Source organism: Sphaerisporangium album (assembly GCF_003323745.1).
Classification (GTDB): domain Bacteria; phylum Actinomycetota; class Actinomycetes; order Streptosporangiales; family Streptosporangiaceae; genus Sphaerisporangium; species Sphaerisporangium album.
On sequence record NZ_QOIL01000003.1, the window covers coordinates 43,207 to 59,292 of the forward strand.

The following is a 16,086-nucleotide window of genomic DNA, read 5'->3' on the forward strand; positions in this document are numbered from 1 at the left end:
CGCGTCGTGACCATCATCCGCCAGTCCTCGCCCGCCTTCGCCCTCACGATCACCCCGGACGCCGGGCTGGAGACCCAGTCCATCAGCGTCTTCGGCTGGCCCGCGCTGGTCCTGGCGATCGGCCCGCCCGGGTCGCTGACGACGGCCGGAAGCGACGAAGCCGTCGCCGCGATCATCCGCCAGACCGCGCCTGCGCTCGGCCTGGTGCTCGGCGAGCCCGGTGCCCTGCTGATCGCGGGCGCGCCCGCGGCCGCCGTCGTGATCCGGCAGAGCAGCCCCGCCTTCGCGCTGGCCCTCGGCGGAGCCGGCACCGTGCTGGCGATCGGCCAGCCGACTGCGCGGGTGGTCATCCGCCAGTCGACGCCAGCGTTCGCGCTCGCGCTGCCCGGCCCGGCCGGGACGCTCGAGACGGCGAGCCCGCCACCGCTGGACATCAGGATCGTCATCGGCGCGCCGCGCCGCCGGTGGGCCGCAGGCCGGGTGTGGGCGTGAGTCGGGGCGGAGGTGCGCCGTGCTGCAGAAGCGCATCCCCGCCGGGTCCAAGGAGTTTCTGCATCTGGACTTCGACGTCGCACCGGGGAACATCACCTCGCTGCCGGTGGAGATGGCGATCACCGTGTACCCACGGGGCCCGGTCGACGCGGACTGGGCGGACGCCGAGTGGACGCCGAGTGCGGCTCCGCCGGCGTCGCGCCTGCTGATCGGTCCTGGGTCGTCACGGCCGCTGGGGCGCGCGACGTACTGCGTGTGGGGCCGGGTGACGGCGGCGCCGGAACTGCCGTTGGTCGAGGCGCCGTGGGTGCTCACGATCACCTAGACAGGCGGCAAGAACCTCGCGGGCAGCTAGCACAGGTAGGGAGCCGCGGCGCACCCCAGACAATGAAGCTCTCGTCTCTGAGGAGAAACCTGTGACCTATCCAGCCGAATCTCGGGTCGTCTTCGCCAGCTGGACGCCGCCCGATGTCACCACCCTTGTCAAGATGTACTGGGTGTGCGAGCAGGGACACGACGGCATCGATTATCCGGGCATGCGTACCGTTTGCGATGGCTGCAAACGGGCGATCGTCGTCCCCACGTCGCCGACCTCCACCGACGTTCATGAGGTCAGCGACGGTGTAGATGCCCTAGATGCCCGACGAGAGCGAGACCGCGCCGAGGCGGCCATCAAGCTCGCCGAGCACATGCTCAGCAAGTTCACCGAGGAAGGCGTTCACAACGGAGTCACCTCGTATCCAGCAGGTGGGTCAGCGCGGGCGGAGTCGAGAACGGGTGGCGGGCGCAGCTCGCGGCGTTGAAAGGCGCGCCGACGCATTGAGCGATGTCTTTACTTAGGGCGACCGCGGGCACTGGGCCCGGATTGCTCGCTCACGCGTGTACGAGTAGCCTCGAGGCCTCACGTTCGTCCTCTGGTGTGGACGAGAGCGGCTCCCTGTTGGCGCGGGGAGCCGTTCGTTTTGAACGGCCCCGTCGGCTCGTTGTTCAACGGGCTGGCCATGTGAATACGAAAGCCCCGCCGGGGCGGGGCTGATCAGGGGCGGGTCAGTCCTGGCATTCGCGGCGGTATCCGTACTCGGCCTCGCGGCCGATCGGCGGGCCGCCTCCCCAGCACACCCCGCTGGGCAACATGGTCCCCCGCCCTTGTAGTGCACCCAGGACCCGATCGAGTGATGCGGCGAGCTGCAGCGCGGCCTGCTCCTCCAGGTCGAGCTCGGCGGCCGCGCGCCCGTCGGAGGGCGCGGTGCCGTCGACGTCGTCCCAGAGGGCCAGGAGCCGCCGGGCACCGGCGGGCGCCGGGAGGTCGCGGGTCGGGTTGTCCATGATCTTCTCCAGTCTCAGGCGGCCGCGAGGATGGTCAGGGCGGCGCGGTGGTAGCAGGCCCGGTTCTTGATCCCGGCGGGGCAGGTGCATGCCTGGCGGGCGACCAGGTAGGTGGTGTTCCCGTCGCCGCTCACCGCGGTGTAGAGGTTCGGGCGGCGGGTGCGCAGGATGCCGCCCTGCTCGATGAGCTCGGTGGCCTTGGCGATCTGGGCGGGCTTGAAGTCGGTGAGGTCGGCGGTCTTGGCGGCGCCGCGGATCTTGGCGGCGCAGCCGGGGCCGTAGCCGGTGGCGATGCTCTTGGCGCTGGTGAGAGCGCGGTGGCAGCGGCGGCACTTCGCGGGGTCTACGGCGGTGGTGGTCATTCCCGACTTCCTAACGTTGTCCTTACATATGGACGACGTTAGCTCAACCGATAAACATTGTCCATACATACGGACAAAGAAAAAAGAGGGGGGTCGGCCGGCCCAGACCCCGGCAGGGGGGCCATGACCGCCACCATCTGGGACATCGCCGCCCGCAGGGCCGCCGCCATCTACGGCACCCCCACCCACCGCTGGACCACCCCCGGCCAGCTCGCCGCCGCGATCGACCCCAGCACGGTCCAGACCGAAGCGCTCGACCTCATCGACGAGGCGCTCGTCGACGTCGCCGAAGGCCGCTGCGACCGCCTGATCATCACCGTCCCGCCGCAGGAAGGGAAGTCCACCCGGGTCACCACCGTCGGCCCGCTGTGGATGCTGACCCGCAACCCCGACCTGCGCATCGCGATCGCCTGCTACGCCCAGGACCTGGCCGATGAGTTCGGCCGCAACATCCGCAACCACATCACCAGCAACGACGGCACCGACGGCAGTCTCGACCTCGGCCTGCGCATCGCCCCCGACAACGGCGCCGCGCGCCGCTGGCGCATCGCCGGCCGCCGGGGCGGCGTCCGCGCCGTCGGCCTCACCGCCGGCCTCACCGGCAAAGCCGCCGAAGCGATCTTCATCGACGACCCGATCGCCGACCTCATCCAGGCCAACTCCACCGCCTGGCGCGAGGTCGTCTGGGGCTTCTGGACGGCCGTCGCCAACACCCGCCTGGCCCCCGGCGCGCCCGTGGTAGTGATCTTGACTCGCTGGCATGAGGACGACCTCGTCGGCCGCCTCCTGGCCGCCGAGGACGCCCACCGCTGGCGCGTGATCAACATCCCCGCGCAGGCCGACCACGACCCGGCCAAGGGCGAGACCGACCCGCTCGGCCGCGAACCCGGCGAGTACCTCAACTCCGCGCGCGGCCGCACCGTCGAGCAGTGGGAGCAGATCCGCGTCGCTGTCGGCTCCCGGGTCTGGAACGCCCTCTACCAGGGGCGGCCCACGGCACCCGAGGGCGATCTGTTCGAACGCGGCTGGTGGCGCGAGTACACCTCGCCGCGGTGGATCGTCCGCGACGACGGCTCCTACTGGGCGATCAACCCCGACGAGGTCATCCAGTCCTGGGACATGGCCTTCAAGGACACCGACAGCAGCGACTGGGTCGTCGGCCAGGTCTGGGCCCGGTGGGGCCTGCAGGTCTACCTGCTCGACCAGGTCCGCGAGCGCCTGTCGTTCGTCGAGACCCGCAAAGCCGTCCGCCGCCTGGCCGTCAAGTGGCCCCAGGCCACACTGAAGCTCGTCGAGGACAAGGCCAACGGCACCGCCGTCATCAACAGCCTGCAGCGCACCGTGGCCGGGCTTATCGCAGAAGAACCCCACGGCAGCAAGTACGCGCGCGCCGCCGCGATCTCCCCCTTCGTCGAGGCCGGGCAGGTTCTTCTTCCGGCTCCCGAGCTCGCCCCGTGGGTCGGCGAGTTCATCGACGAATGCGTCATAGGATCGACTGTGATCATTACACGACACGGTCTGATTCCTGCCAGCGAAATCAAAGTCGGCGACGAGGTCCTCACACATCGCGGACGCTTCCGCCCTGTCACCGCCACGTCCGTACGGGAAGCACCCGAGCTCGTCACAATTCGGGCGAAGACCCTCGACCCGATCACCCTCACCCCGAATCACCCGGTATTCGCTATGACCGTGCGCCGTAACGTCGCCGGATTACTGGCGCCCATAGGCAAGGAATGGGTGCCCGCTGGCGAGGTGTCGTGCCGGACAGCCGTGCTCTCAGCGCGCGGCGAGATCGAACCATCGCACAAGCCCCACCACGCGATGACCTTTCCCGTCTTGGACCCGGACCAGGAGTTGCAGGAGATCGATCTACGCGCTTGGTTCGACATAAAGCTCCCCGAGGCCAAGACGGAGGGGCTCGGCAGGAAGACGTATGCCATCGTGGACGACGGCGAGACCATCCGCATCAACTCCGCCCGCGCCCAGTCGCTCCGGTATCGCCAAGTGCTTGACCGACGCTTCGGCCGGATCTGCGGTCTCTACCTCGCCGAAGGCAGTTACAGCACCGGCCGCGTCTTCTGGTCGCTTCACAAGGACGAGACCGAGTTTGCGGAGGAGATCACCTCATTCCTCCGAGAACGCTGGGGGATCAACAGCCACGTCGCCAGCCTAGGAAAGGCCAACCCGAACTGCATCAACGTGACCGCGAGCCTCAGGCGGATGGAGCGCTTCTTCGCTGAGTTCGGTCGAGGAGCGGCGAACAAGCGCATCCCGTGGTGGGCTTGGGAGGCACCTGCAGCGTTCATCGAAGGCTTGGTCTCCGGCTGGCTGGATGGCGACGGCCACAAGACGGCACAAGGCTGGAAGGGGACCACCACGTCCCCCCACCTGGCATGGGGCATCAGGCTCCTGGCAACCCGGCTGGACAAGTGGGCGCTGTTGTCCTGGTCAGAGCCCCGTAAGCCCTCGTTGATCGGCAAGCACACGGTCACGCCACGCCATGCCACGTTCAGCGTGGACTTACTCGACCGGGAAAAGGCGACTCACGTGTTCGACGGCGAACATGTCGGCTTGTGGGTGAAGGAGACCGGGCCTGCCGGCAACGGCACCGTCTACAACTTCACCGTCGCCGAAGACGAGTCATACGTGACCACGGGCGGCGCCGTACACAACTGCGCGTCCTTCCCCAACGGCCGCCACGACGACCAGGTCGACGGCACGTCTCAAGCGATCAACCGGCTCCTGCTCGCGCCGCTGCTCGCCGGCACCCTCATCGTCGGCGACGACGAGTTGGACGAGGAGCTGGACGACTACGAGATCAGCCCGATCTGACCCGTCGAGGGAGGCCTTCGTGGGGATCGCCTCCCGCCTGCAGGAAGCGTGGTATCGGTTCACAGGCAGAACCGAACTCGCCGAGGTCAAGCGCGCCTACCGGCTCAGCGTCCAGCACCTGGAAGAGTCCGTCGCCGGGCTCGAGGCCCGGATGTACGAGCCGGGCTGGCAGCTCATGACGGCCCAGGCCGAGCAGGAATTCACGCGCGAAGGCCTCCGGCAGATCACCTCGGTCAACCGCGTCATGGCCCTGAAGAATCCCCTGATCAAAAGGGGTATCGCGCTGCGCACCGCGTACGTGTGGGGCCAGGGCCTCCAGGTCACCGCGCGCTCGGCCGGCCAGAAGAGCGGGCCACGGCGCCGCGGCCAGCAGGACGTCAACGCCGTCGTCCAGGCATTCATGGATGACGAGGGCAACCGGCGCGCGCTGTTCTCCCAGCAGGCCCACGAGGACCTCGAGCGGGCACTGGGCACCGACGGCAACCTGTTCATCGCCGCCTTCACCAACCCGCGCACCGGCCGCGTCCAGGCACGCATCGTCCCCTGGGACGAGATCACCGAGGTCATCACCAACCCCGACGACGCCTCCGAGCCCTGGTTCTACCGCCGGTGCTGGACGACCCCCCAGGGCGCCATGCAGGAGGCCTACTACCCGGCCATGGGGTACTGGCCCAAGGTCCGGCCCCGGGTGATCGGATTCCGGGGGATCGGCGACGGCGCGGTCCTCCCGGTCCGCTGGGACTCCCCGGTCAAGCACATCTCCGTCAACGGCCCCCTGCACTGGAAGTGGGGGCTCGGCGACGTCTACGCCGCGATCGACTGGGCCAACGCGTACCGGGAATTCCTCACCGACTGGTCCCGCCTGATCAAGGCGCTGTCCCGGTTCGCCTGGCGGCTCACCAGCAAGGGCTCCAAGCAGGCCGCCGCCAAGACCAAGATGGCGACCGCGCCGACCACCGACCCGCTGACCGGCGAGCCGCGCTTCGCCGGCGCCACCGCGTTCATGCCACCCGACATGGCGCTCGAGGCGATCCCCAAGTCGGGCGCGACGATCGACGCCGAATCGGGGCGGCCGCTCGCGGCGATGACCGCCGCGGCGCTGGACGTCCCGGTGACCATGCTGCTCGGCGACCCCGGCACGACCGGCGCACGCGCGGTGGCCGAGACCCTCGACCAGCCCACCGAGCTGGCCATGAACATGCGGCGCGAGCTGTGGGCAGACGTCCTGCGGACGATCTTCAACTACGTGATCGACGCCGCCGTCAAGGCTCCCGACGGCCCGCTCAAGGGCATCGTCAAGCGCGACCCCGACGACCGGGAGATCATCGAGCTCGCCGGGAAGACCGACCGCACGATCGACATCACCTGGCCGTCCCTGGACTCGATCGATGCCGCGCAACTCGTCAAGGCGATCGTCGAAGCCGACAGCACGCAGTACGTGCCGCCGCTGGTCGTAGTCCGGCTGCTGCTGCAGGCGCTCGGTGTCCGCGACGTCGACGAGATCCTGGCCACGTTGATGGACGACCAGGGCAACTTCGTCCGCCCGGACGGCGCGGGCGGCGGCGCAGGCCAAGCGGCCATGGACGCCTTCCGGCAGGGCCGCGATCCCGCGGCCGCGTTCGGCGGCGGCCGCGACAATCCCCCAGACCCGGCCGGCCCGGGCGGCGGGGCGCCCGGTGACGCCGAGCAGGGCAAGCCGGCGGAGAGAGAACGGGTGGCCGCATGAGCCTGCACCTGCTCCCCGCGGGCGAGGTCCTCGCCCACACCACCTCCACCTCCTGCCCGTGCCGGCCTCGCCAGACGCTGGTGACCCACGACGGCGCGCGCCGCCAGGCCGTGGTGCACGGCCACGTCCCCCCGGGCGGAGGCGGCGATGGCGATCACCGAGCGGACCCTGGCCCTGGTCCGGGAGATGCGGGCGAGCCTCGACCGGATCGTTGACGACCAGACCCGGGCGACCACCAAGGCATGGGTCCGCGCGTGGGACGAGCTCATCCGCGTGTTCAACGAAGCCGCCGACGAGCTCATCGCCGCGGCGACCGGCGGCCGGTGGCCCTCCCGCCGGCAGGTCGCCCGCTCCCAGCGCGTCGAGCGCGCGCTGGATCTGGCCGCGCGCAGCCTCGGCGAGCTCGCCCTCAAGGCCTCCAACGACGTCGCCCAGGCCGCCTGGCAGGCCGTGCACCTCGCCGTCGAGGCCACCCTGCCGATCCTGCGCTCCCAGATGCCGGCCAGCCCCCGCGCGCAAGCGGGCATCCGGTTCGACCGGATCGACGAGGCCGCCGTCGAGGCGATCGTGCGCCGGACCACCCAGCAGATCACCGCGCGGCACCGGCCGCTGTCGGCCGACGCCACCGAGGCCATGCGCCGCGAGCTGGTCCGCGGCGTCGTCGTCGGCGCCAACCCGCGCGAAGCCGCCCGGCGGATGGTCGACCGGTGCCAGGGCGCGTTCGCGGGCGGCCTGACCCGCGCGGTGACCATCGCCCGCACCGAGATCATCAGCGCACATCGGGAGGGCGCGCGCGCCGCCCAGGACGCCAGCTCCTCGACCCTCGCCGGGTGGGTGTGGACAGCGGAGCTCAAAGCGCGCACGTGCGCATCATGCTGGGCTCAGCACGGCCGGGTCCACCCGCTGAAGGAGCCGGGTCCGCTGGATCATCAGTCCGGCCGGTGCGCCCGCACGCCCAAGACGAAGACCTGGCGCGAGCTCGGCATCGATCTGGACGAGCCGGACGATGTGATCCCCGACGCCCGCGTGGTCTTCGCCGCGCTGCCGCGAGCGGACCAGTTGAAGATCATGGGCCCTCGTCGGCTGCAACTGCTGGACGCCGGCGAGATCACGTGGGATGACATCTCCGAGCGGCGAGAGAACCCGGAGTGGCGGCCGTCCTACCATGTCCGCTCGGTTCGCGATCTGGAGCAGCTCGCGGCTGATCGCACCAGTTCGGCATGATCTGTGATCGACAAAACACGGGAAACCGGCGATCTACCTGGGATAATAGAGGTAAAGGGGCCCTCGCGACGGCTGCAACCGTGCGAGGGCCGTGGCGAACACCTAATCCTCAGGAGGTGCTCGCGTGCGCGAGCGTACCTGCACGATCGACGGCTGCGTCAAGCCCGTCCTAGCAAAGGGCTGGTGCACGACCCACTACGGCCGGTGGCGCCGCAACGGCGATCCCGTCGTCTTGAAGCCCCGACACAAGATGGAGTCCTGCTCCATCGACGGCTGCGGCCAGCCTCACACCGCTCGGGGTTACTGCGTCCTGCACTACGGCAGGTGGAGCAAGTACGGCGATGCCCGTGCTGAACCGCCCACGTCCCTACGCCCCACGATGTGCACCGTCGAAGGCTGCGAACAGCCTGTGAGAGGTCACGGCTGGTGTGGCCTGCATTACGCCCGCTGGCGGAACACGGGGGATCCGCTCGGATTAAAGCGGAAGCAGGCAGGCCCCTGTCGCGCCGATGGGTGCGAGCGACAGGGTAACGGGGGCTACGGCTGGTGCGAGAAGCACTACAGGCGTTTCCAGCGGCACGGCAACGCGATGGTCACGAGCCGTATCGTTGGTGATGACGTGGCTCGGTTCTGGTCGTACGTGGACAAAACCGGCCCGATCCCCGATACGCGCCCCGAACTCGGCCCCTGCTGGTTATGGACGGGCCTCCTTAACTCCGATGGCTATGCGGTCATGGGGATGACGTCCGGGACCCGGTACATGGCCCGTTGGGGCTATCAACAGTTCGTGGGGCCGATCCCAGAGGGGCACGAGCCGGACCACCTCTGCCGTAACCGCGCGTGCGTGAACTTTGAGCGCCATCTCGAACCGGTAACGCACCACGAGAACTGGCGGCGTGGTCAAAGCCCACAGGCGATCAACGCCCGCAAGACGCATTGCCCCCAGGGCCATCCGTACGACGAGACGAACACCATGCGGGATGCCAGACGCGGGCGAGCCTGCCGTATCTGCATGGGCGAATCTGGCAGGCGCCGCGCTGCCTTGAAGAGTCGTGGGATTCCGGCCAATGACCTGACAGACGCTCAGTGGCGCGAGATCCAGGTGGCCTACCGCTTCCGGTGCGCGTACTGCGGCAGACGTTCCAAGAAGCTGACCAAGGACCATGTGATCGCGCTGTCTAAGGGCGGCCCGCATACGGCCAGCAACGTCGTCCCCGCCTGTGGTCCGTGTAACTTCGGGAAACAAGACGGCCCCGCACCGGCCTACCAGCCACTGCTCTTGTAGGCACACCGAACCATCTCGCGTCTAGCAACTCACCGTCCCCGGCCCGGCTCCGGATGCTCGAGGACGGCGAGATCGCCTGGGAGGAGCTCTCCACCCGCCGGTCAACCGGCGGGTGGAGAGACTGCTACCACGTCACCCCGCTGGCCGCGTTGGCCAAGCGCTGATCAGTTGGGCAGGGGAACGGCCACGTACGTGTCCTGCCCCTCCCACCGCAGCCGCAGCTCGCCCGGCATGTCGTTCTGCGCCGACGGGACCAGCATGAACGTGATCGAGGCGTTCGTCTCGATCACCGCCTTCTCGGGCAGGCCGCGGGTCGGGATGCCCTCGAAAGGCACGGTGTCCGCTGTCACCTCCTGCGCGGTGACCGTACCGACGTTTCTCAGGACGTACTGCTGTCCGCGACCACGCGAGATACGCCAAGCGATCTTGCTGGTGTCCATGATCCCTACCTCCAGGGGTCGATGACGGGTCGTGTTGCGCCCCTTCGCGCGATGTCCGGATCATCGCGGTCGAGGTAGCAACGCGGCGGACTCTATAGATTTCCGCGCTTAGTGTCCCCGCCCGCCGATCTGACCGGGCCGCCCCGAGCTGAGGGCCTCCGGGGGCGCGCTTGACCTGCTGAAACTGCCCGGGGTGCCCTGCTCGCCGCCGCCGATGGCGTGCCCCGGCGCTCCGAAGAGCCGAACCGTGACGCTTGCCTGTCTCGGGTCCGCGCGCGTTCGGCTCACCGGGATCCCGCTGGTCCGCTCCTGAGCTGTCCGCGCCCGGAGGTGACCTCATGTCCGATCGGCGCCTCTTGGCCGCGGCCGCCAGCGCACACCCACGCCCCGAGTATCCGCTGATCCTGGAGCACCTTCCCGGCCGCCATGACCAGAAGACCCATGGAAGGTCTGGTCGCGGCAACAGGCCGGAGTCGAAGGGAGACTCCAGCGCGGCGGAGCGCACGGCTGCGCCACCCCGCCGCGGATCGGCGTCCAGCGGCGGCTCCAAGGCGGGGGCCCGGGCCGCGCGTGCGGCGCCCGTGAAGGACAAGCGGTGGCTCGACGCCCACTACGGCGAATGGCGCAACAGCCTGTCGCCGACGCAGGACAAGGCGATGCGCTTCTACCAGTCTCCCGGGTTCGCCCTGGTGAACGGACAGCTCAGAGGTCTGAAGAAGGGCGAGATCAAGGCCGACGTCTCCTTCACCGACGCCGATCTCGAACGGGCACGGAAAGCCTCCACCGCGCTGAAGTCAGCGATCAAGAAGGCGCCGCCGCTGGTCGAGCCGATGACGGTGTATCGGGGGTTCGGCGCCAACCAGTTCGGCGACCTCGAGCCGGGCCAGGTGCTGTCGGACAAGGGCTTCGTGAGCACGAGCATCACCCCCGACGTCGGCGCCGTCGGCAAGGCCACCAAGCAGGCGACAGCCGAGATCACGCTGCCCGAGGGGACCAAGGCCGCCGCTGGGTCCGCGCGGGAGCTGGTGCTGCCGCCCGGCAGCAAGTTCCGCGTCCTCGACGTCTCCGACCGCAGCGGCGTCCCTCATGTCCGGATGGAGCTGATCTTGTGAGTGACAGATTCGTCTGGCAGGCGGACGAACTTCTCCCCGCCGGCGGGGAGAAGGTGAACGAAGCCGGGTCGCAGGCGCTCGGCCGCCAGCTGCTGACGGAGGCCACGGCCAGCCTCGGTGAGATCCGGGAGAGCCAGGCCGCCAAGGGCCGGTTCCGGGCCGTGCTCATCCGCGAGGGCTGGGGAAGCTCCGGGTACTACAGCGCGGCCCTGCTCAAGCGGGACGGGCCCCGGGTATGGGGCGCCGGCACGCAGATGTTTCTAGATCACCCCTCGCTCACCGAGGCCGAGGACCGGCCCGAGCGGTCGGTGCGCGACCTGGCCTCGGTCACCGTGACCGACCCCGTGTGGGACGAGCGCCTCAAGGGCCTGGTGGCCGAAGTCCAGGTCTTCCCCCAGTGGCGTGATTTGCTGAACGAAGAGTTCGCACGCTCGATCGGTCTGTCGATCCGGGCCACGGGCACGGTCGAGTACGGCGAGGCCGAAGGCCGCCAGGGGCCCCTGGTGACGACCCTGGAAGAGGGCCTCGCGGTCGACTGGGTGACCAAGGCCGGGGCCGGCGGCCGGGTGCTGGAGCTGATCGAGTCGGCGCGCGGCGCGCTCACCGAGGGCCGCCACTCGGCGCCGAACTGGGATGAGGACAAGCATCCGCGGGCGTCCGACGGGCGGTTCGGGCACACGGCGGGCGACCACTCCGGTGGAGGCGACTCCGGCGGTGGGCACGCGCGTGGTGGCTCCTCCGGGGGGAGCGCCGGAGGGCATCAGGGGTCCAGAAGCGGGACGAGCAGTTCGGGCTCCACGGGGGGCCGCTCAAGCGGCGATGGTTCGTCGACCGACAGCAGGACCAGCGACCGCAAGACCGGGACACGCACCTCTGAGATCAAGGCCAAGGGCGGCCGAGTCAAGGTCGCCTACAACGAAGAGGACGGCAGTGCCACTGTTGACCTTGCAGGGTCTACAGCGCACTTCGATAACGCGGAATTCCGTTCATTCGCCCAGTCGATTGGGGCGCTCGAATACACCCCGCACGTTCCGAACTCTGACAACAGATTCCCGGTGGGCACCGACCGGCCCATATTGCCGTTCGGCATGGGGGATCAGCCTCCGCTGGGCATGGTGACACGGACCAGTAAGACGGGTTTCGAGGTCCGCCTCCGCCCTCGCCCCAGCGCATCTGCCGATGAGTACTCCTCGCAGCCTCGTTTCTCCCTGGACAGCAAAGAGGCGACGGACATCGCCGCCGCCTTGAGTAAGCCGGAGAAAGACATTGAAGCGGAGAGGAAGCAGGCTGCTGCTGCCAAGCGGGCTGAGAACATTCGCGCGGGGCGCACCGATCCAGAAGCTGCCAAGCGCCGCGCTACTGGAAAGCAGCCCTCGGTCGGCGACTCCGACGAGCACAGCATGCCCCACACGATCGCCTCCCGGGCATTCAAATCTCCCGGAGGGAAAATCACCGTCCACCGCGAGGAGGGCGACGATTACACCCATGTCTCCGCCGAGGGCGGGCGCTCCGTCGCTTTCACCGCCGATGAGTTACGGGCGCTGAACGTAGCTGTCGGTACCGAGGAAGACGATAGCGAAGGTGGTGTCCTCGTCGACGAGCGCGGATTCCTCTTCGGCCGCGTCACCCCGGCAGGACGGAATCGCTACAACGTCGAAATTGACGGACAACCGGCGTTCACGCTGAGTGGCGGTGATGCTGAGCGTATCGACGACAACGCCCATCTTCTGTCCCAGGCGAGGCGGTTCGACACTACCGCCGGGAAGATCGACCTCTACCCGGTGGGAGACAACAAAGTCGGCGTCCGGCACTTAGGCAATGACGGCCGTCCTGTCGAGAAGGTCTTCAACGAACGCTCACAGCGCAACATCGCTCACGGGCTGAATGCCCTCAACGAGGGCTTCGACGATGAGGATCCTGACCCGAACGCCCCAATGGAGGGTCTCACCCGGACCGTCGCCAAGACGAACAACGGCGACGTCGAGCTTGAGCTCAAGGGCCCCTGGGGCGAGAAGGACAGCCGCCTGTGGATGCTCCCTACCAAGGGCGATGACTGGGGCCTGGTCATCGACGGACCGCTCATGGACGACTTCGTGAGGTCTTGGAGTTCTGTGGTCAACGAGGCTCACATGATGCCTCGCCGTGCCGGGCTCGCGTCCCTGCAGGAGGGGGTCTCCGACAAAGCGTGGTCGGAGTTCTCACAGGCGGACTACACGATCGAGCAGTGGCGCAAGGCGTGCCTGATCGGCCCCGGCGAAGCCTCTGACAGCAAGGGCGACTATTCGCTGCCGGTCCGGGAGCCGGACGGCACGCTGAACCGGGCGGCCGCCCACGCGGCGGCCGGGCGGATCGGCCAGGTCAAGACCTCCCCGGAGGCTAAGAAGACCGCCGCGAAGAAGCTGGTCTCCCTGTACAAGGAGCTGGAGGAGGACCCGCCCGAGTCCCTGGCCACCCTGGCCGGCGACGAGAGTGATGGGGACGGCGGGAAGCCGGCGTTCCTGAAGGCCAAGGAAGCAGCGTCCGGGGCGACCATCGGCGCCTACCTGGAATCCCAGCTGCACCTGGCGTTCACCCAGCTCACCGACGGGATGTACGGGGATGGCCGTCTCACCCGGGACGAGCGCATCGCCCTGTCGTCCGCGATCGGCGATGCGCTGAAGGCGTTCACCGCTCGGGTGGAGGCCGACGCCCCGCAGGTGTTCAAGCGCGGCCGGTACGACCCGCCCAGCGACGTCGCCGCCACCGCCATGTCCGAGGCCGACGGCATGACCGCCGGTGACCTCGCCCAGGCCCTCACCAAGGCCGTGAAGTCCGCCTACGGCGGCAAGGACATCTGGGTCTGGGTGCGCGACAACACCGACGAGTGGGTCGTGTTCTCCGTCGAGCCCGAGGGCAGCGATTCCGGGCTGTACCAGCAGACCTACACCGTCGACCCCGCAGCCCACGCAGTCACGCTCACCGGCGACCCGACCGAGGTGACCGCCACGACGACCTACACGGCCGTCCCCAACCCCACCGCGCCGCCGCCCAAGGCGGTCGTGGAAACCGCTCCGGGCACCGAGCCCACCCCCACCAAGAAGATCAAGGAGAGCGAGATGCCCGAGCTCACCGATGAGCAGGCGCAGCAGCTGGCCGAAGCCGCCACTCTGAGCACCAAGCTGGAAGAGGCCATGGGCCTGCTCGGCACGGCCACCACCCAGATCCAGTCCCTGAACGGGCAGGTCCAGTCCCTCACCGAGCGGGCCGACGCCGCGGACGCGCGCGCGGACGCCTCCGACGCCGAGGCCCGGCGGCTGCGGAACGACAAGGCGGCGCGCGCTGCGGTGGCCGAGGCGCTGAAGGAGAGCACGCTGCCGGCGCGGTCCCACGCCCGGGTCACTGAGGCGGTGTGCCGCACCCTTCCCACGCTCGAGGGCGGCGAGCTGGACACTGCGGCGCTGGCCGAGTCCATCACCGCGGCGACCGACGCCGAAGGCAGCTACGCGGCGGGGCTGCTGGAGGACAGCGGCGCCGGCCGGGTCTGGGGCCTGGGCGAGTCCCGCGAGCCCGAGCCTGTCTCGCAGATCGCCCCGGCGCAGCTCGACAAGCTGACGGCGCTCTACGAGGCGCGCGGCCTGACCCCCGAAGCGGCCCGCCTCGCAGCGGCCGGCCGCCCCTGAGCTCTGAAAGGAAACCACCTCGATGGCGACCAACATTCTGTTCGAGCAGGGCGACCAGCTCGATGTCGTCTGCTCCGCGCCGGCCACCCCCGAGTCCGGCCAGCCGGTCCTGGTGGGCCAGCTCCCCGGCGTCGCGCTCACCGACGAGCGCGCGGACGGCAAGACCACGGTCAAGTTCAACGGGGTCGCCGAGCTCGACGTCAAGGGCGAGACGACCACCAACGCCGCCGTCAGCGCCGGCGACATCCTCTACTACGACTCGGGTGTGATCAACCGCGACAGCACCAACGGCGTGCGGTTCGGCTACGCCCTGGCCCCTGTCAACAGCGGCGCCACCAACAAGATCCCCGTGAAGATCGGCTATTGACCTCGCCGTTGATCAGCTAAGGCTGAGCACATTTCGGATTATCGCGCTGCATCAAGCGCATTTCCTACCCGCCTGAGGCGGGGTTCTCCACGTTCAAGGAGATTTGATGACCGCTACCCTGTTCGAATCCGGCGTCACTCGACTGGACGCCGAGAACGCCGCCATCCAGGAGATGTTCGGGGGGATGCGACGGGTTTCCACCGGTGCCCGGCGCAACACCGATCAGTTCACCGAGCGTCTGGTGCAGTTCGAGACGTTCATGGACGGTATCCGGACCGGCCGTCGCCGGCTGGCGCACTTCGCCGAGGCGATGTCCAGCTCGGACTTCCCGCTGCTGTTCGACGTCTCCCTCGACCGCCAGCTCTACGCCGCGTACGCGGCGATCACGCCGACCTGGCAGAACTACGCCCGGGCCTCGACCGTGAACAACTTCCTGAAGGTCCAGCGGTACGCGACCAGCGGTATCCGCGGCCTGCTGCAGAAGGTCGGCGAGCTCGCCGAGTTCGAGCGACGCTCCCAGACCGAGACCATGTACGAGTACAGCGTGCACAAGTACGAGGCCGGGTTCGCGGTCTCGTGGGAAACCATGATGAACGACGACCTGGGGGCGTTCCTGCGGCTGCCCCAGGACCTGGCGCAGTCCGCCGTCGACAGCGAAGAGGCGTTCGTCACCCAGTTGTTCTGCGACGCCAGCGGCCCGCACGCCTCGCACTACACCGTCGGCAACGCCAACATCATCACCGGGAACCCCGGGCTGGACCGCGACAGCCTGCAGGCGGCCATCACCCAGCTGATGCAGCGGAAGGACGAGAGGGGTAACCCGATCGTCGTCAAGGGCGTGCGCCTGGTCGTGGGCACCGGCCTGGCGCTGACCGCGCAGGAGATCATCAACACGACCGAGTACCGCGTGGTGGACGCGAATGGCAACGTCCGGGTGATCCAGGGCAACGGCGTCGCGTCGAACCTCGGCATCGACGTCAACTACTGGATCGACAGCATCGCTACCACGGCCAACGCCAGCACCTCCTGGTGGATCTTCGCCGACCCCAACGGTGTGCGGCCAGCGCTGGAGTTCGGCCGGCTCAGGGGCCACGAGGCGCCGGCCTTGTACGAGAAGATCCCGGACATGCGGCGCATCGGCGGCGGCGAGGAGCCCTACAGCTTCGACACCGAGTCGGCGGAAAAGAAGGTCAGGCACGTTTACGGCGGAACTTTCGTCGACGCGCGCATGACCCTGGCGAGCAACGGCACGGGCTCCTGA

General features: G+C 68.8%; 14 protein-coding genes. 11 read left to right on the forward strand and 3 right to left on the reverse strand.

The window, feature by feature from the left end; all coding sequences use genetic code 11:
• Positions 1 to 6 precede the first annotated feature (6 nt).
• From DQ384_RS05335 to DQ384_RS40275, 3 genes are all read left to right on the forward strand, one after another.
• Positions 7 to 492 carry a hypothetical protein gene (locus tag DQ384_RS05335; protein WP_114027583.1) on the forward strand — a complete coding sequence of 162 codons (486 nt, stop codon included), beginning with the start codon at positions 7 to 9 and terminating at the stop codon, positions 490 to 492.
• Positions 493 to 511: 19 nt separating this feature from the next.
• On the forward strand, positions 512 to 817 hold the full coding sequence (locus tag DQ384_RS05340; protein WP_114027584.1) for a hypothetical protein: 306 nt from the start codon (positions 512 to 514) through the stop codon (positions 815 to 817).
• Between the two features lie 91 nt (positions 818 to 908).
• Positions 909 to 1,295 carry a hypothetical protein gene (locus tag DQ384_RS40275; RefSeq protein ID WP_147268653.1) on the forward strand — a complete coding sequence of 129 codons (387 nt, stop codon included), beginning with the start codon at positions 909 to 911 and terminating at the stop codon, positions 1,293 to 1,295.
• Between the two features lie 244 nt (positions 1,296 to 1,539).
• Here DQ384_RS40275 and DQ384_RS05345 read toward each other — a convergent pair whose 3' ends face one another.
• Both DQ384_RS05345 and DQ384_RS05350 read right to left on the reverse strand, forming a co-directional pair.
• A complete protein-coding gene (locus tag DQ384_RS05345) occupies positions 1,540 to 1,818 on the reverse strand; it encodes a hypothetical protein (RefSeq protein WP_114027585.1) in 279 nt (92 codons plus the stop codon).
• 14 nt (positions 1,819 to 1,832) lie between these two features.
• Positions 1,833 to 2,180, reverse strand: coding sequence for a DUF6011 domain-containing protein (locus tag DQ384_RS05350; protein WP_114027586.1), 348 nt, complete (start codon positions 2,178 to 2,180; stop codon positions 1,833 to 1,835).
• A 123-nt stretch (positions 2,181 to 2,303) separates the two neighbouring features.
• Between DQ384_RS05350 and terL the strand changes: the two genes are divergently transcribed.
• From terL to DQ384_RS05370, 4 genes are all read left to right on the forward strand, one after another.
• Entirely contained in the window at positions 2,304 to 5,012 is a 2,709-nt protein-coding gene (gene terL, locus DQ384_RS05355; protein ID WP_114027587.1) for a phage terminase large subunit, read from the forward strand.
• 19 nt (positions 5,013 to 5,031) lie between these two features.
• Positions 5,032 to 6,738: a hypothetical protein gene (locus tag DQ384_RS05360; protein WP_114027588.1), complete on the forward strand. Its 1,707-nt coding sequence runs from the start codon at positions 5,032 to 5,034 to the stop codon at positions 6,736 to 6,738.
• Between the two features lie 147 nt (positions 6,739 to 6,885).
• Positions 6,886 to 7,962 (forward strand): phage minor head protein, encoded by a 1,077-nt coding sequence (locus DQ384_RS05365; RefSeq protein WP_114027589.1) that lies wholly within the window; start codon positions 6,886 to 6,888, stop codon positions 7,960 to 7,962.
• Positions 7,963 to 8,086: 124 nt separating this feature from the next.
• Positions 8,087 to 9,247, forward strand: a complete 1,161-nt coding sequence (locus tag DQ384_RS05370; RefSeq protein ID WP_114027590.1) for an HNH endonuclease — start codon at positions 8,087 to 8,089, stop codon at positions 9,245 to 9,247.
• Between the two features lie 164 nt (positions 9,248 to 9,411).
• Here the strand turns inward: DQ384_RS05370 and DQ384_RS05375 are convergent, their stop codons facing one another.
• Positions 9,412 to 9,687 carry a hypothetical protein gene (locus DQ384_RS05375; protein WP_114027591.1) on the reverse strand — a complete coding sequence of 92 codons (276 nt, stop codon included), beginning with the start codon at positions 9,685 to 9,687 and terminating at the stop codon, positions 9,412 to 9,414.
• A 338-nt stretch (positions 9,688 to 10,025) separates the two neighbouring features.
• On the opposite strand from DQ384_RS05375, the gene DQ384_RS05380 reads away from it, so the two are divergent.
• The 4 genes from DQ384_RS05380 (at position 10,026) to DQ384_RS05395 (ending at position 16,086) form a co-directional block, all read left to right on the forward strand.
• On the forward strand, positions 10,026 to 10,799 hold the full coding sequence (locus tag DQ384_RS05380) for an ADP-ribosyltransferase (protein WP_114027592.1): 774 nt from the start codon (positions 10,026 to 10,028) through the stop codon (positions 10,797 to 10,799).
• 308 nt (positions 10,800 to 11,107) lie between these two features.
• The gene (locus DQ384_RS41005) at positions 11,108 to 14,458 is read left to right on the forward strand and encodes a hypothetical protein (protein WP_181871043.1); all 3,351 of its coding nucleotides are present in this window, start codon (positions 11,108 to 11,110) and stop codon (positions 14,456 to 14,458) included.
• Positions 14,459 to 14,480: 22 nt separating this feature from the next.
• Positions 14,481 to 14,825: a DUF2190 family protein gene (locus DQ384_RS05390; RefSeq protein WP_114027593.1), complete on the forward strand. Its 345-nt coding sequence runs from the start codon at positions 14,481 to 14,483 to the stop codon at positions 14,823 to 14,825.
• Positions 14,826 to 14,931: 106 nt separating this feature from the next.
• Entirely contained in the window at positions 14,932 to 16,086 is a 1,155-nt protein-coding gene (locus DQ384_RS05395; RefSeq protein WP_114027594.1) for a phage major capsid protein, read from the forward strand.

Excerpts from the sequence above, each read along its gene's own strand:
- DQ384_RS05345 (WP_114027585.1), bottom strand. The coding sequence starts at position 1,818 with ATGGACAACCCGACCCGCGACCTCCCGGCGCCCGCCGGTGCCCGGCGG.
- DQ384_RS05350 (WP_114027586.1), bottom strand. The coding sequence starts at position 2,180 with ATGACCACCACCGCCGTAGACCCCGCGAAGTGCCGCCGCTGCCACCGC.
- terL (WP_114027587.1), top strand. The coding sequence starts at position 2,304 with ATGACCGCCACCATCTGGGACATCGCCGCCCGCAGGGCCGCCGCCATC.
- DQ384_RS05365 (WP_114027589.1), top strand. The coding sequence starts at position 6,886 with ATGGCGATCACCGAGCGGACCCTGGCCCTGGTCCGGGAGATGCGGGCG.
- DQ384_RS05375 (WP_114027591.1), bottom strand. The coding sequence starts at position 9,687 with ATGGACACCAGCAAGATCGCTTGGCGTATCTCGCGTGGTCGCGGACAG.
- DQ384_RS05380 (WP_114027592.1), top strand. The coding sequence starts at position 10,026 with ATGTCCGATCGGCGCCTCTTGGCCGCGGCCGCCAGCGCACACCCACGC.
- DQ384_RS05390 (WP_114027593.1), top strand. The coding sequence starts at position 14,481 with ATGGCGACCAACATTCTGTTCGAGCAGGGCGACCAGCTCGATGTCGTC.
- DQ384_RS05395 (WP_114027594.1), top strand. The coding sequence starts at position 14,932 with ATGACCGCTACCCTGTTCGAATCCGGCGTCACTCGACTGGACGCCGAG.